The organism is Pseudomonas sp. NBRC 111127 (genome assembly GCF_001320345.1).
GTDB classification, from domain to species: domain Bacteria; phylum Pseudomonadota; class Gammaproteobacteria; order Pseudomonadales; family Pseudomonadaceae; genus Aquipseudomonas; species Aquipseudomonas juntendi.
Genome location: NZ_BCBD01000010.1, coordinates 1 through 13535 on the forward strand (window position 1 = coordinate 1; position 13535 = coordinate 13535).

The 13535-nt window shown below is 62.9% G+C and carries 18 protein-coding genes; 11 read left to right on the top strand and 7 right to left on the bottom strand.

Annotated elements, in window-relative coordinates:
- The 4 genes from APH30_RS03460 to APH30_RS03475 form a co-directional block, all read left to right on the top strand.
- On the top strand, nt 1-1823 hold a 1823-nt coding region (locus APH30_RS03460), incomplete at its 5' end, for a response regulator (protein WP_054911698.1).
- A 50-nt stretch (nt 1824-1873) separates the two neighbouring features.
- A complete protein-coding gene (locus APH30_RS03465) occupies nt 1874-2863 on the top strand; it encodes a 2-hydroxyacid dehydrogenase (protein WP_054911699.1) in 990 nt (329 codons plus the stop codon).
- A 31-nt stretch (nt 2864-2894) separates the two neighbouring features.
- Nucleotides 2895-3332, top strand: a complete 438-nt coding sequence (locus APH30_RS03470; RefSeq protein ID WP_054911700.1) for a hypothetical protein — start codon at nt 2895-2897, stop codon at nt 3330-3332.
- Complete coding sequence (locus APH30_RS03475) at nt 3329-3733, top strand: META domain-containing protein (RefSeq protein WP_054890454.1); 405 nt, start codon at nt 3329-3331, stop codon at nt 3731-3733. The genes APH30_RS03470 and APH30_RS03475 overlap by 4 nt, the downstream gene beginning before the upstream one ends.
- 139 nt (nt 3734-3872) lie before the next feature.
- On the opposite strand, the gene APH30_RS03480 is transcribed toward APH30_RS03475, so the two are convergent.
- Nucleotides 3873-4337 carry a TlpA disulfide reductase family protein gene (locus tag APH30_RS03480; RefSeq protein WP_009684283.1) on the bottom strand — a complete coding sequence of 155 codons (465 nt, stop codon included), beginning with the start codon at nt 4335-4337 and terminating at the stop codon, nt 3873-3875.
- 85 nt (nt 4338-4422) lie between these two features.
- Between APH30_RS03480 and arsC the strand changes: the two genes are divergently transcribed.
- Genes arsC through APH30_RS03495 form a run of 3 tightly spaced genes read left to right on the top strand, consistent with a single transcriptional unit; the run spans nt 4423 to nt 5784 of the window.
- Nucleotides 4423-4776 (top strand): arsenate reductase (glutaredoxin), encoded by a 354-nt coding sequence (gene arsC / locus APH30_RS03485; RefSeq protein ID WP_009684282.1) that lies wholly within the window; start codon nt 4423-4425, stop codon nt 4774-4776.
- Nucleotides 4773-5378 (top strand): NAD(P)H:quinone oxidoreductase, encoded by a 606-nt coding sequence (wrbA, locus tag APH30_RS03490; RefSeq protein ID WP_029887453.1) that lies wholly within the window; start codon nt 4773-4775, stop codon nt 5376-5378. Before arsC ends, wrbA begins: the two co-directional genes overlap by 4 nt.
- Nucleotides 5371-5784, top strand: coding sequence for a DUF2069 domain-containing protein (locus APH30_RS03495; protein WP_029887454.1), 414 nt, complete (start codon nt 5371-5373; stop codon nt 5782-5784). Before wrbA ends, APH30_RS03495 begins: the two co-directional genes overlap by 8 nt.
- 127 nt (nt 5785-5911) lie before the next feature.
- Here APH30_RS03495 and APH30_RS03500 read toward each other — a convergent pair whose 3' ends face one another.
- Both APH30_RS03500 and ttcA read right to left on the bottom strand, forming a co-directional pair.
- Nucleotides 5912-6583 (bottom strand): DNA-3-methyladenine glycosylase I, encoded by a 672-nt coding sequence (locus tag APH30_RS03500; RefSeq protein ID WP_009686033.1) that lies wholly within the window; start codon nt 6581-6583, stop codon nt 5912-5914.
- Nucleotides 6584-6587: 4 nt separating this feature from the next.
- Nucleotides 6588-7412 carry a tRNA 2-thiocytidine(32) synthetase TtcA gene (gene ttcA / locus APH30_RS03505; RefSeq protein ID WP_009686034.1) on the bottom strand — a complete coding sequence of 275 codons (825 nt, stop codon included), beginning with the start codon at nt 7410-7412 and terminating at the stop codon, nt 6588-6590.
- A 259-nt stretch (nt 7413-7671) separates the two neighbouring features.
- Here ttcA and APH30_RS03510 point away from each other — a divergent pair, with 259 nt between their 5' ends.
- Nucleotides 7672-8271: a Yip1 family protein gene (locus tag APH30_RS03510; protein WP_009686035.1), complete on the top strand. Its 600-nt coding sequence runs from the start codon at nt 7672-7674 to the stop codon at nt 8269-8271.
- Between the two features lie 132 nt (nt 8272-8403).
- Complete coding sequence (locus APH30_RS03515; RefSeq protein ID WP_009686036.1) at nt 8404-8898, top strand: SprT family zinc-dependent metalloprotease; 495 nt, start codon at nt 8404-8406, stop codon at nt 8896-8898.
- 222 nt (nt 8899-9120) lie between these two features.
- Here the strand turns inward: APH30_RS03515 and fpr are convergent, their stop codons facing one another.
- The gene (fpr, locus tag APH30_RS03520; RefSeq protein ID WP_054890398.1) at nt 9121-9900 is read right to left on the bottom strand and encodes a ferredoxin-NADP reductase; all 780 of its coding nucleotides are present in this window, start codon (nt 9898-9900) and stop codon (nt 9121-9123) included.
- A 120-nt stretch (nt 9901-10020) separates the two neighbouring features.
- Between fpr and finR the strand changes: the two genes are divergently transcribed.
- Nucleotides 10021-10947 carry a LysR family transcriptional regulator FinR gene (finR, locus tag APH30_RS03525; protein ID WP_054911701.1) on the top strand — a complete coding sequence of 309 codons (927 nt, stop codon included), beginning with the start codon at nt 10021-10023 and terminating at the stop codon, nt 10945-10947.
- On the opposite strand, the gene APH30_RS03530 is transcribed toward finR, so the two are convergent.
- The 3 genes from APH30_RS03530 to APH30_RS03540 all read right to left on the bottom strand — a co-directional run bounded on the left by APH30_RS03530 (nt 10944) and on the right by APH30_RS03540 (nt 12919).
- The gene (locus APH30_RS03530; RefSeq protein ID WP_009686040.1) at nt 10944-11309 is read right to left on the bottom strand and encodes a diacylglycerol kinase; all 366 of its coding nucleotides are present in this window, start codon (nt 11307-11309) and stop codon (nt 10944-10946) included. The genes finR and APH30_RS03530 overlap by 4 nt on opposite strands.
- 71 nt (nt 11310-11380) lie before the next feature.
- Nucleotides 11381-12031 carry a response regulator transcription factor ErdR gene (gene erdR / locus APH30_RS03535; protein WP_009686041.1) on the bottom strand — a complete coding sequence of 217 codons (651 nt, stop codon included), beginning with the start codon at nt 12029-12031 and terminating at the stop codon, nt 11381-11383.
- A 177-nt stretch (nt 12032-12208) separates the two neighbouring features.
- Nucleotides 12209-12919, bottom strand: coding sequence for a tRNA-uridine aminocarboxypropyltransferase (locus APH30_RS03540; RefSeq protein ID WP_009686042.1), 711 nt, complete (start codon nt 12917-12919; stop codon nt 12209-12211).
- A 186-nt stretch (nt 12920-13105) separates the two neighbouring features.
- On the opposite strand from APH30_RS03540, the gene APH30_RS03545 reads away from it, so the two are divergent.
- Complete coding sequence (locus tag APH30_RS03545; RefSeq protein ID WP_009686043.1) at nt 13106-13525, top strand: quorum-sensing-regulated virulence factor family protein; 420 nt, start codon at nt 13106-13108, stop codon at nt 13523-13525.
- Nucleotides 13526-13535: the final 10 nt, after the last annotated feature.

Below are 13535 nucleotides of genomic sequence, written 5' to 3' on the forward strand. Positions count from 1 at the left end.
TGCAGAAAAGCGAGATGACCCCGCGCCAGCTGGACTACCTGAGCACCATCGAAAAGTCTGCCGACAACCTGCTGGGCATCATCAACGAAATTCTCGATTTCTCCAAGATCGAGGCCGGCAAGCTGGTGCTGGACAGCATCCCGTTCAACCTGCGCGACCTGATCCAGGACACCCTCACCATTCTGGCCCCGGCCGCCCATGCCAAGCAGCTGGAGCTGCTCAGCCTGGTCTACCGCGACACGCCTACGTCGCTGGTCGGTGACCCGCTGCGGCTCAAGCAGATCCTCACCAACCTGGTCAGCAACGCCATCAAGTTCACCCGCGAGGGCACCATTGTCGTGCGCGCCATGCTCGACGATGAGCATGAGGATCATGCCCAACTGCGCATCAGCGTGCAGGATACCGGCATCGGCCTGTCACCGCAGGACGTGCGTACACTGTTCCAGGCTTTCAGCCAGGCCGATAACTCGCTGGCCCGGCAGCCAGGTGGTACCGGCCTGGGCCTGGTGATTTCCAAGCGCCTGATCGAGCAGATGGGTGGCGAAATCGGCGTCGACAGCACCCCGGGCGAGGGCTCGCAGTTCTGGATCAGCCTGAACCTGCCCAAGGCGCACGACGATATCGAGGAACTACCGCTGCAAGCGCTGCTGGGCCGCCGTGCCGCCATCGTCGATAACCATGAACTGGCCCGGCAGGCCCTGGAGCACCAACTGCAAGACTGTGGCCTGAGTGTCAGCCTGTTCGCCACCTACGACCAGTTGCTGCAAGCCGTGCAGGCCGCCAGCCAGGCCGGGCAGCCATTCGAGCTGGCGGTGCTGGGCGCCAACCTGGGCAACCTGTCGCCAGAACAACTGGGCCGCTACCATCAACAGCTCGAACGTTACCATTGCCAGTGCGTGGTGCTGTGCCCGACCACCGAGCAGGCGCTGTACCACCCCTTCCTGCCCAATGGCCATGGCCAGTTGCTGTCCAAGCCTACCTGCACACGCAAATTGCGCCGGCTGCTGCTGGAGCTGGTCCAGCCCCGCCACCTGCAGGGCGAGGTGAACAGCCGCAACGGCCCGCGGCGGCCGAAAATACTGTGTGTCGACGACAACCCTGCGAATTTGCTGCTGGTGCAGACGCTGCTCGAGGACCTGGGTGCCGAAGTACTGGCGGTCGACAATGGCTATGCGGCACTGCAGGCCGTGCAGCAGGAACCCTTCGACCTGGTGCTGATGGATGTGCAGATGCCCGGCATGGACGGCCGCGCCTGTACCGAACAGATTCGCCGCTGGGAAAACACCCAAAGTGGCACCCCATTGCCGATCGTCGCCCTCACCGCCCATGCCATGGCCAACGAGAAACGCGCATTGCTGCACGGTGGCATGGATGACTACCTGACCAAGCCGATCAGTGAACGGCAACTGGCACAGGTGGTGATGAAATGGACCGGTCTCAGCCTGGGCACGCCGCAGCAGGCGCCGGCTGAACCCACCGGCAACGGCGATGAACTCAAGGTGCTCGACCCGCAAGAAGGCCTACGCCTGGCAGCCGGGAAAGCGGACCTTGCCGCCGATATGCTGAACATGCTGCTGGCCTCGCTGGAGGCCGACCGCGAAGCCATCCGCGCCGCGCGCCTGGCCAATGACCATGAGGGCCTGATCGAACAGGTACACCGCCTGAACGGGGCTTCACGCTATTGCGGCGTGCCGCAGTTGCGCGCGGCGTGCCAGCGCAGTGAAACCTTGCTCAAGCAGGAAAGCCCGCAGGCCCAGCAGGCACTGGATGAACTGGATGCGGCGATCAGCCGCCTGGCAGCCCAGGCGCGGTCGAGCGCTTGAGCTCACTGCCAAAAGCTACCCCGGACACGCCCGACAGAGGAACCCTGACCATGCGCGCGCTAGTGTTCAGCAGCCAGCATTACGACCAGGAAAGCTTCACCCGAGCCGCCAGCGGTAACCCCCTGGACCTGCATTTCCAGCCTGCCCGCCTGAGCCTCGACACCGCAGCGCTGGCCGACGGCTACGAGGTTGTCTGCGCCTTCATCAATGACGAACTGGACGCCCCGGTGCTGCAGCGCCTGGCCGACGGCGGCACGCGCCTGATCGCCCTGCGTTCGGCCGGCTACAACCACGTCGACCTGGCCGCTGCGCAACGCCTGGGCCTGGCCGTGGTGCGCGTACCCGCCTACTCACCGCACGCGGTGGCGGAGCACGCCGTGGCGCTGATCCTGGCGCTCAACCGGCGCCTGCACCGGGCCTACAACCGCACCCGTGAAGGGGACTTTACCCTGCATGGCCTGACCGGCTTCGACCTGCATGGCAAAACGGTCGGGGTCGTGGGTACCGGCCAGATCGGCGCAGCCTTCGCCCGCATCATGGCCGGTTTCGGCTGCCAGTTGCTGGCCTACGACCCCCACCCCAACCCGGAACTGCTGGCCCTCGGCGCGCGCTACCTGCCACTGCCCGAACTGCTACGCGAAGCGCGTATCATCAGCCTGCACTGCCCGTTGACCGAACACACCCGGCACCTGATCAACGCCCGGAGCCTGGCCGAAGTCCAGCATGGCGCCATGCTGATCAACACCGGCCGCGGCGCACTGGTCGACACCCCGGCACTGATCGACGCGCTGAAAAGCGGCCAGCTCGGCTACCTGGGGCTGGATGTCTATGAAGAGGAAGCCCAGCTGTTCTTCGAGGACCGCTCCGACCTGCCGCTGCAAGACGATGTGCTGGCGCGCCTGCTGACCTTTCCCAATGTCATCATCACCGCACATCAGGCGTTCCTGACCCGCGAGGCGCTGGCTGCGATCGCCACTACCACGCTGGACAACATCAACTGCTGGGCGGCAGGCAATCCACAGAATCTGGTCATGGGTTAATGCTAGGATACGCGGCATTTCTGGAGGACCCATGGTCGAGCACGATTTCCGCTATACCCTTTTCAACCCGCAACACACCCTGATCGAGTGCCGCGCCCTGGTGCCAGGCCGCTATCAGGTCACTGGCAACGGCGGTTCGATGCACAAAGGCGATACCCTGCTGGTGACCCTCAAAGGCAGCAAGGACCTGGCCATGCGCCTGACCGTGGAGAGCGTGCGCCACCTGATCAACCCGCGCGGCCAGTGGGTTGCCGTGGCCAGTGGCCCGGTGTTCAACGAGCTGGAAATCCTCAACTGGAAGGTTGAGTGCGACAACTGTGACGCCGCCCTGGACTTCGAGTTCGCCGTAGACGCCAAGCTGGGCAAGCAAGCCCGCCAGCCTGCTGCCAGCGCACGTATCGCCGAGCTGGGCTGGGCCAGCCGTGGCGACAAGCATGTGTGCCCGCGTTGCCAGGAGAGCGCCGAGTGAAGAATCTGCTGACCGGCGCGCTGATTGCCACCGGCCTGCTCGGCTGCGCTGCGCAACCTTCGAAGTTGCAGCAGGAGCGCAGCTATGTGCTGGAGTGGATTGGTGAGCGCCCGTTGATCGACTACAGCCACCTGACCCTGACCTTGGCCAGTGATGGCCGTGCCTATGGCAATGCCGGGTGCAACCACTGGTTTGCGCCCTACACGCTGGACGGCGAGCACCTGAGCTTCGGCAAGGTCGGCAAGACCCGCAAGCTGTGTGCGCCGGCGCTGATGGAGCAGGAAAAACGCTTCCTGCAGGCGCTGGAAACGGTGCAGCGCTGGGATGTGTCGCCCATCGAGCAACTGCGTTTCTGGCCGGCCGAGGGCAAGCCGCTGCGCTTCTGGCCTGAAGAAGGCTGAGCGCAGCTGCAAGCTTCAAGCTTCAAGCTTCAAGAAAAAGCAGATCCTAGCACCGGCCTGCTTTTCTTGTAGCTTGTAGCTTGTAGCTTGTAGCTTGTAGCTTGTAGCTTGTAGCTTGCAGCTTGCAGCTTGCAGCTTGTCACCCCTGCTTCAGGGCCTTGATCCTGGCCTGCAGCCCTTCGAGGGTCTGTTCGCCCAGCAACTGCTCACGCACCTTGCCCTTGTCATCGATGATGTAGGTTACCGGCAACGCCTCGCTGCGCGGCAGGTCATAGCGCTCGGCCGGGTCCTGGGCCAGTACGGTGAACCCGATGCCCAGGGTTTCGGCGGCCTGCTTCAGGTCCTGGCCCTGCAAACCATCGAAATTCACCCCCACCACCTTGATACCCTCGGCCGCCCACTGCTTGGCCGCGGTATTGAGTTCCGGGATTTCAGTGCGGCACGGGCCGCACCATTCCGCCCAGTAATTGAGCACCAGCCAGTGCCCGTCGATCTGTTCGGCCTTAACCGTATTGCCGTGCTGGTCTACGCCATAATCGGCACCGCAACCACCGAGCATCAGGCTCGCGGTGATGGCCAGTACTGCTGCCAGACGCCTTGCCATGGGTCAATCCTTCTCGAGTTTTAAAGCAAACTGGTCAGTCGCTGCGGTTAGAATAGCCGCCACAACCAGCTGGATGCGACCCCACATGACTGACCTCACGCTCTATCATAACCCGCGCTGCTCAAAATCCCGCGGCGCGCTGGAACTGCTCGAAGCCCGTGGCCTAACCCCGGTCATCGTGCGCTACCTCGAGACCCCGCCAGACGCCGCCACCCTCAAGACCTTGCTCGGCAAGCTGGGCCTGGCCCCACGGCAGCTGCTGCGCACGGGTGAGGATGAATACAAGGCATTGAACCTGGCCGACCCTGCACTGACCGATGCACAGCTGATCGAGGCCATGGTCCAGCACCCCAAGCTGATCGAGCGGCCGATCCTGGTTGCCGGTGACAAGGCGGTGATCGGTCGCCCACCAGAGAAAGTGCTGGAGATCCTGCCGTGAGCCAACCCTACATCCTGGTGCTTTACTACAGCCGCCATGGTGCCACCAGCGAAATGGCCAGGCACATCGCCCGCGGCATCGAGCTGGCCGGCATGGAAGCGCGCCTGCGCACGGTGCCGGCGATTTCCACTGAATGCGAAGCCGTGGCCCCGGACATTCCGGCCAGCGGCGCGCTGTACGCCACCCTCGACGACCTGCGCCACTGCGCCGGCCTGGTGCTGGGTAGCCCGACCCGCTTCGGCAACATGGCGGCACCGCTCAAGTACTTCCTCGATGGCACCAGCAGTCTGTGGCTGGGCGGTGAACTGGTAGGCAAGCCCGCCGGTGTGTTCACGTCTACCGCCAGCCTGCACGGTGGCCAGGAAACCACGCTGCTGTCGATGATGCTGCCGCTGATGCACCACGGCATGCTGGTAATGGGCCTGCCCTACAGCGAATCGGCACTGCTGGAAACACGCGGTGGTGGCACCCCTTATGGCGCCAGCCACCATGCCGGGGCAGACGGCAAGCGTGAACTCGACCCGCACGAGATCGCCCTGTGCCGCGCCCTTGGCCAACGCCTGGCGAGCACCGCCAAGGCCCTGGAGGCCGCGCGTGGCTAGGAAGCCCAAGGTGTTGCCGCCGCTGGCTTGGCTGGCACCGCGCTTGCGCCTGACGCGGGCGCTTAGCCTGGCGTTTTTCTTTGGCCTGATTGCCCTGCTGGTGGTGAACAACCTGTGGTTCGCCAACCTGCATGGGGCTCGGGTCGAGGTGATTCTGGCGATCGAACTGGTGCCGCTGCTATTGCTGCTGCCGGGCATGCTGCTGGGCAGCGCCCGGGCGCATGCCTGGACCTGCTTCGTGGTGAATATCTACTTCATCAAGGGCGTGCTGGCAGCCTTCGACCCGGCGCGGGCGGTGTTTGGCTGGGTTGAAGTGCTGGTCAGCCTGGGGCTGTTCATTGCCGGGCTGCTGTATGTGCGCTGGAAATTCCAGCATGAGCGGCGCATGGCGGGCGAAGGCAGTTGAGTCAAGGGGCTGCCTTGCAGCCCAATCGCCGGCAAGCCAGCACAGGTCTGCACATGGCTTGAGGCTGATGCGGTCGAGGTGGGAGCTGGCTTGCCGGCGATTGGGCCGCACAGCGGCCCAGACATGCTCAGTGGTTGACGGTATGCGCCAGCATCACCGACAACTGGCACAGCGGCCGCCCGCTTTCGGCGTGCCACTGGTTGAACACCTGCTGCACCAGCGCCAGGTCGCGCTGGCTGGTCGGCTGCTTGTCGATCACTTTTTGGGCAATCAGCGCCGCCGCCATGTCCTCGGTCGGGACAAAGGTGTCCTTGCCAACCATGCGCAAGAACCGTGGCGCCGACAAACCGCCGAGCTGGTTGCCATGCTTGGCTAGGTACTTCCACAGCCCGACAATGTCGGTCACCGGCCAGTCGGCAACGAACGCGCCAAAACTGCCATGCACCTTGGCGATGTCCAGCACCATCTGTGCATTGCGCGGCACGCTCTTGAGTTTGCCCAGGTGGCGGATGATGCGCTGATCCTGCATCAGCCGCTCCAGGTGTTCGGCGCCCATCAACACCACTTTTTCCGGGTCGAAGCCGAAAAACACCTGCTCGAAGGCCGGCCACTTGGCATCCACCAGGCTGTGCTTGAGGCCAGCGCGAAATACACGCAGGGCCAAGGTCGACAAGTAGCGGTCGTCGCTGATCTGGCGCAGTTGCGCCGGCGTGCGCGGCTGCGGCAGGAAGGCTTCCAACGCCTGGGCAGAGCCGAAGCGGTTCAGGCAGTACTCATGCAGCCACTGATAATCGCGCATAGGCCTAGATGTTCACCACGTCCAGGAAGCGCGGCGCCGCGTTTTCGTCGATCTTCAGGCTGGTGAAGTCGAACAGGTTGCGGTCGGCCAGCTGCGACGGCGCCACGTTCTGCAATGCACGGAAAATGCTCTCGGTACGGCCCGGGTGCTTGCGCTCCCACTCCACCAGCATGTCCTTGACCACCTGGCGCTGCAGGTTTTCCTGCGAGCCGCACAGGTTGCACGGGATGATCGGGAAGGCCTTCATGTCCGAGTAGGCCTGGATATCCTTCTCGCTGCAGTAGGCCAACGGGCGGATCACCACGTTGCGGCCATCGTCGGCACGCAGCTTCGGCGGCATGCCCTTGAGCGCGCCGTTGAAGAACATGTTGAGGAAGAAGGTTTCGACGATGTCGTCGCGGTGGTGCCCCAGCGCCATCTTGGTCGCACCGATTTCGTCGGCGAAGGTGTACAGCGTGCCACGGCGCAGGCGCGAGCACAGCGAGCAGGTGGTCTTGCCCTCGGGCACCAGCTCCTTGACCACCGAGTAGGTGTCCTTCTCGACGATGTGGTACTCGACCCCCAGCGCCTTCAGGTACGCCGGCAGCACGTGCTCGGGGAACCCTGGTTGCTTCTGGTCCATGTTCACCGCAACGATCTCGAAGGTGATCGGCGCCACCTTCTGCAGGTGCAACAGAACATCGAGCATGGTGTAGCTGTCCTTGCCGCCGGACAGGCAGACCATGACCTTGTCGCCATCCTCGATCATGTTGTAGTCGGTGATAGCTTCGCCGGCGAGACGACGCAGGCGTTTTTGCAGTTTGTTCTGGTTGACCGAGAGGGTGCCCATAGCGCTTGAATCCGCGAGGTGTGACAAAAGGCGGCTATTTTACGCACAAACGCGCCCGCGCTGTAGGCATTCCGACAAAGACTTCAATGTAATCAACAGGGCGGGCGACAGCGCAATTTGCTCTAAAAAGCGCGGTTTGTGCGGGTAACCGCTTCCTATACTGCGACATAAGGCCACATTACCGCTTGCTTCGGTGTTCGGCCTCGGGCCGCTTGCGCTCCATTTGGGGGCGTTTGGCAACATTGAGAGGAGTGACGGCATGATTCATCACGTTGTGGGGCTGTTTACCCATCCCGACCAGGAATGGCGGGAAATCCGTGGCGAAGAAGAATCCATCAGCCACATGTACCTGACGCACACCCTGATCCTTGCGGCGATTCCCGCAGTGTCCGCATTCATCGGCACCACCCAGGTCGGCTGGGTGATCGGCGACCGGCCGGCTGTGATGCTGACCATGGAGAGTGCCCTGTGGATGAGCATCATGTCCTACCTGGCGATGCTGGCCGGGGTAGCGGTAATGGGCGCGTTCATCCACTGGATGGCCCGCACGTACGATGCCAACCCATCCATGGCCCAGTGCATAGCGTTCGCCACCTATACGGCCACCCCATTGTTCATCGGCGGCCTGGCGGCGCTTTACCCACACTTGTGGCTGGGCATGCTGATCGGCACTGCGGCGGTCTGTTACACGGTGTACCTGCTGTACGTCGGCTTGCCGACCTTCATGAACATACCCGCTGACGAAGGCTTCCTGTTCTCCAGCTCGGTGCTGGCGGTGGGCCTGGTAGTGCTGGTGGCGATCATGGCCGCCACGGTGATCATCTGGGGACTGGGCGTGGGGCCGGTCTACACCAACTAGAACAGACTCGACCAACACCGGGGCATCAACCAGGGGCCGCCGCAAGGCGGCCCTTGGCTGAGCGCTGACCGGTGGCTCGGCACATGGCCCGAGGTTGCGGCATAATGATCGGGTCAGGAGAACCACCCCGCCATGCCCGAGCTGCTCAAGCAACGCGTCGAAACCTGTTACCAGCAAGCCGAAACCTTCTTCAAACGCCAGTTCCCGCGCCCGGAAATCAGCTTCAAGCTGCGCGGGCAAAAAGCCGGCGTCGCCCACCTGCACGAGAACCTGCTGCGTTTCAACCTGCAGTTGTACCGTGACAATCAGGAGGACTTTCTGCGCCAGACGGTCGCGCACGAAGTGGCGCACCTGGTGGCCCACCAATTGTTCGGTGACCGCATCCAGGCCCATGGCGAGGAATGGCAACTGATCATGCGCGGCGTATACGAACTGCCGCCAAACCGCTGCCATAACTACGAGGTGCAACGGCGCGTGGTGACCCGTTACATCTACCGCTGCCCTTGCCCGCAGAGCGACTTCCCGTTTACCGCCCAGCGGCACAAGCTGGTGCGCCAGGGCCGCCGTTACCTGTGCAAGCGTTGCCGGGAGATTCTGGTGTACAGCGGCGAGACCCGGGTTGAATAGGCCGGAACAGCCAATGGATAAATGCCTGTCAGTTAAGTAATTTGGGGCCGCTTTGCGACCCTTCGCGGGCACGCCCGCTCCTACAGGGAATCGCGCAACTCTTGCGTTCAGCGCCAGACGTGTGGGAGCGGGCGTGCCCGCGAAGGGCTGCAAAGCAGCCCCAGTAACGCTTAACTGACAGGCATTAACCCGAGGGTCGCCTTCTTCGTACCTACCTGCGCCTTATTTCTCGACGAAGGCACGCTCGATCAGGTAGTCGCCCGGCTCGCGCATGCGCGGGGAGATCTTCAGGCCGAAGCTGTCCAGCACTTCGCTGGTCTCGTCGAGCATGCTCGGGCTACCGCAGATCATCGCACGGTCGTCCTGCGGGTTGATCGGCGGCAGGCCGATGTCGCTGAACAGCTTGCCGCTGCGCATCAGGTCGGTCAGGCGGCCCTGGTTCTCGAACGGCTCGCGAGTCACGGTCGGGTAGTAGATCAGTTTTTCGCGCACCGCCTCACCGAAGAACTCGTTCTGTGGCAGGTGCTCGGTGATGAATTCGCGGTAGGCCACTTCGTTCACGTAACGCACGCCGTGCACCAGGATCACTTTTTCGAAGCGCTCGTAGGTTTCCGGGTCCTGGATGACGCTCATGAACGGCGCCAGGCCAGTGCCGGTGCTCAGCAGGTACAAGTGCTTGCCTGGGTTCAGGTCGTCCAGTACCAGCGTGCCGGTAGGCTTCTTGCTGATGATGATCTCGTCGCCTTCCTTCAAGTGCTGCAACTGCGAAGTCAGCGGGCCGTCCGGCACCTTGATGCTGAAGAACTCCAGGTGCTCTTCCCAGTTCGGCGAGGCGATGGAGTAGGCACGCATGAGCGGGCGGCCGCTTTCCTGCTGCAGGCCGATCATCACGAACTGACCGTTCTCGAAGCGCAGCCCCGGGTCGCGGGTGCACTTGAAGCTGAACAGGGTGTCGTTCCAGTGGTGCACACTGAGGACACGTTCGTGGTTCATGTTGCTCATCGATGGGGCTCCTGAAGAAAAACGCAGCGCGTGCAGCACGCACAGTTGCGCGATAGTTTAGGGGCAGCGACAATATCTGTTAACTGGATTATCAAGATATGTGTTATCGGTTATATCGATATGCGATTTACACTTCGTCAACTGCAAGTCTTCGTCGCGGTAGCCCAGCACCAGAGCGTCTCTCGAGCCGCTAGCCTGCTGGCCTTGTCGCAATCGGCCGCCAGCACCTCCATCACCGAACTGGAGCGGCAATCGAGCTGCCAACTGTTCGACCGCGCCGGCAAACGCCTGGCCCTCAACGCCCTCGGCCACCAGTTGTTGCCGCAGGCGGTCGCGCTGCTCGACCAGGCCAAGGAAATCGAAGACCTGCTCAATGGCAAGTCCGGTTTCGGCTCACTGGCGGTCGGCGCCACGCTCACCATTGGCAACTACCTGGCCACCCTGTTGATCGGCAGCTACATGCAGACCCACCCTGAGAGCCAGGTAAAGCTGCATGTCCAGAACACCGTGCATATCGTGCAGCTGGTCGCTCATTACGAAATTGATCTGGGTCTGATCGAAGGTGACTGCAACCACCCCGACCTGGAGGTCCAGCCTTGGGTGGAGGACGAACTGGTGGTGTTCTGCGCGCCCCAGCACCCGCTGGCCAAGCTGGGCCGTGCCGATATCGACAGCCTGTCGCAGGAAGCGTGGATCCTGCGCGAACAAGGCTCGGGGACACGCCTGACCTTCGACCAGGCCATGCGCCACCACCGCGCCAACCTCAACATCCGCCTGGAACTGGAGCACACCGAGGCGATCAAGCGTGCAGTGGAATCGGGGTTGGGTATCGGCTGCATTTCACGCCTGGCCCTGCGGGACGCCTTTCGCCGTGGCAGCCTGGTACCGGTGGAAACCCCGGAGCTGGACCTGATGCGCCAGTTCTACTTCATCTGGCACAAGCAGAAGTACCAGACCTCGGCCATGCGCGAATTTCTGGAGCTCTGCCGCAACTTCACCGCGGGCTTCACCCGCAGCGACGAAATCGTGTTGCCGCCGATCGCTTAAAGCAGGATCACTCCCCACACCAGCGCCACCATGCTCAGCGCCACCAGCTGTGCGGCGCTGCCCATGTCCTTGGCGTTTTTCGACAGCGGGTGGCGCTCCAGCGAAATGCGATCGATAGCAGCCTCGATCGCAGAGTTGAACAGCTCGACAATCAACCCCAGCAGGCACACGGCGATCATGATCGCCCGCTCTGCACGGCTGACCGGCAGCCAGAACGCCACCGGGATCAGCAGCACGTTGAGCAGCACCAGTTGGCGGAATGCCGCCTCGCCCTTGAAGGCCGCGCGCAGGCCGTCCAGCGAATAGCCAGCGGCGTTGAAGATACGTTTGAGGCCGGTCTGGCCCTTGAATGGCGATGTCATGTGAGTCATTTCACAACAGAAGGCCGGCAGGCTAGACCGGCTCAGGTCAAAAAAGCGTGAAGCCGCACGCGTCAGTGGCTGGCAACTGATTCAAGTTGTTGCAACAGCAGCGCAGCCTGGGTGCGGGTGCGCACCCCCAGTTTACGGAAAATCGCCGTGACGTGGGCCTTGATGGTGGCTTCCGAGACATTCAGCTCATAGGCAATCTGCTTGTTCAGCAGGCCTTCGCAAACCATGGTCAGTACCCGGAACTGCTGCGGCGTGAGGCTCGCCAGGCCTTCACTGGCGGCCTTGGCCTCGGCCGAAACATCGACCTTCTCGAACGCCTGCGGCGGCCACCAGACTTCGCCGTCGAGCACTTTGCGCACCGCATCCTGGATCACTTCCAGCGGGCTGGACTTGGGAATGAAGCCACTGGCGCCAAACTCGCGGGACTTGACCACCACGGCGGCCTCCTCCTGCGCCGAAACCATCACCACGGGAATTTGCGGGTATTGCCCGCGCAGCAGCACCAGCCCGGAAAAACCGTAGGCACCCGGCATGTTCAGGTCGAGGAGCACGAGGTCCCAGTCGGCTTTTTCGCTCAACCGCACCTCCAGCTCGGCAATGCTCGCAACCTCGACCAGGCGAACGTCGGGGCCAAGGCCGAGGGTAACGGCCTGGCGCAGGGCGCCGCGAAACAGCGGGTGGTCATCGGCAATCAGGATTTCGTAAGTGGCCATCGATCTAAGGATCCTGTTCTGTCCCGGACACTGGGGGTTGCCAAGTGCCCGACGGGGAATCGGCGCCAAGCATGCCGAGCACGGTCAAGGGTGGTCAAGCCAACCGCCTTGCCGCCTCGCCCACCCTGGCTGCCAGCCTCGTCATTATGAACCAAAGCCGGGTGGGTGCCCCTTGGACTATAGGAAGGTATGCAAACGCTGATGGGTCTCGTCCTGCTCGTCCAGCGGCAGGCGCCGCTTGCCACTGAGGTAATGCAGGCTGAATACATCCAGGTAGGCATCCAGCGCCTGCGACGCCAGGCTATCGCCGGCCAGCTCCAGGCACATGGCTGCAACTTCTGCGGTGCAGAAGTGATCATCGCGCTTGGAGCGGCGCAGGCGGTAGCGTGACATCTGTTCGGCCTGCAGGCTCAACACCGGGAACCGGTCCAGGTAGGGGCTTTTGCGGAACATCTTGCGCGCCTCGGTCCAGGTGGCATCCAGCAGGATGAACAGCGGACGCTTGCCCGGCTCACGCACCACCTCGCTGACCACCCGCTGCGGGGCGACGAACTCACCTGGGAAAACGATGTAGGGCTGCCAGTGCGGGTCGTCGAGCAGGGCCAGCAGGCGCTCGTCAACCGAGGTGCGCAGCCAGCCGAATGCCGAGGTATCTTCGATCAGGTCGGCAATCAGCCAGCCGGTATTGGTGGGTTTCAGCGGCTCGGTGTCGTGCATCAGCAGGCACATGCCGGCGTCGGCCTGCACACGGGGCTTCCAGGCGCACAGGCAATGGCTGGCAATGACCCGGCAATCCGGGCAACGCTCGGCCCGCGACCCTCGGGCAATGAAAGGCTTGTTGCTGCGGGCCAGGCGCTCGGCACGCAGGCGCGCTACCGCATGGCTCATGCCGGCAGGCCTGTGGAAAGATGGGAAATGGGCACAAGGATGGCTCTGGGAAAACAAGGGCGCCAGTTTACCAGAATCCTTATAATCGGGCTTTCCCGTACCCTTGGGCTACCGCCAGCCCAGGGTTGACGGAACGCCGTCGACCCGCGCATGTCAAAGCGCCAGTCATCGAACCAGGAGATACCCATGCTGCGCCTTATCGCCCCCGCCCTGAGCCTGATGCTCGCCCTGCCCCTGGCAGCCCAGGCGGCTTCCAAACAGGACTACGACCTGAACAAGATGCTGGAAAAGGTCGCCAAAGAGAGCAGCGTCGGCACCCCACGTGCCATCAATGAAGACATCCTCGACCAGGGTTACACCGTGGAAGGCAAGGCGCTGGTCAACCACCTCAGCGTGCGCCAGAGCCACGCCGAGCGCATGCAGGCCAACCCTGCACAGGTGCGCAGCCAATTGGGCGACAGCGTGTGCCGCAATAACGGCTTCCGCAACCTGATGTCCAAGGGCGCGGTGATGGTTTACCGGTTCACCGTCTACAAAACCAACCAGCCGATCATGGACCAGGCCTTCGACAATGCCAGCTGCGTAGCCGGCAACAAGAAGAAGTAAACGCCGCGCC

What these genes read in the sequence shown, in the direction of transcription:
- APH30_RS03465 (WP_054911699.1), top strand. Translation starts at nt 1,874, where the DNA reads ATGCGCGCGCTAGTGTTCAGCAGCCAGCATTACGACCAGGAAAGCTTC.
- APH30_RS03470 (WP_054911700.1), top strand. Translation starts at nt 2,895, where the DNA reads ATGGTCGAGCACGATTTCCGCTATACCCTTTTCAACCCGCAACACACC.
- APH30_RS03480 (WP_009684283.1), bottom strand. Translation starts at nt 4,337, where the DNA reads ATGGCAAGGCGTCTGGCAGCAGTACTGGCCATCACCGCGAGCCTGATG.
- arsC (WP_009684282.1), top strand. Translation starts at nt 4,423, where the DNA reads ATGACTGACCTCACGCTCTATCATAACCCGCGCTGCTCAAAATCCCGC.
- APH30_RS03500 (WP_009686033.1), bottom strand. Translation starts at nt 6,583, where the DNA reads ATGCGCGATTATCAGTGGCTGCATGAGTACTGCCTGAACCGCTTCGGC.
- ttcA (WP_009686034.1), bottom strand. Translation starts at nt 7,412, where the DNA reads ATGGGCACCCTCTCGGTCAACCAGAACAAACTGCAAAAACGCCTGCGT.
- APH30_RS03510 (WP_009686035.1), top strand. Translation starts at nt 7,672, where the DNA reads ATGATTCATCACGTTGTGGGGCTGTTTACCCATCCCGACCAGGAATGG.
- APH30_RS03515 (WP_009686036.1), top strand. Translation starts at nt 8,404, where the DNA reads ATGCCCGAGCTGCTCAAGCAACGCGTCGAAACCTGTTACCAGCAAGCC.
- fpr (WP_054890398.1), bottom strand. Translation starts at nt 9,900, where the DNA reads ATGAGCAACATGAACCACGAACGTGTCCTCAGTGTGCACCACTGGAAC.
- finR (WP_054911701.1), top strand. Translation starts at nt 10,021, where the DNA reads ATGCGATTTACACTTCGTCAACTGCAAGTCTTCGTCGCGGTAGCCCAG.
- APH30_RS03530 (WP_009686040.1), bottom strand. Translation starts at nt 11,309, where the DNA reads ATGACATCGCCATTCAAGGGCCAGACCGGCCTCAAACGTATCTTCAAC.
- erdR (WP_009686041.1), bottom strand. Translation starts at nt 12,031, where the DNA reads ATGGCCACTTACGAAATCCTGATTGCCGATGACCACCCGCTGTTTCGC.
- APH30_RS03540 (WP_009686042.1), bottom strand. Translation starts at nt 12,919, where the DNA reads ATGAGCCATGCGGTAGCGCGCCTGCGTGCCGAGCGCCTGGCCCGCAGC.
- APH30_RS03545 (WP_009686043.1), top strand. Translation starts at nt 13,106, where the DNA reads ATGCTGCGCCTTATCGCCCCCGCCCTGAGCCTGATGCTCGCCCTGCCC.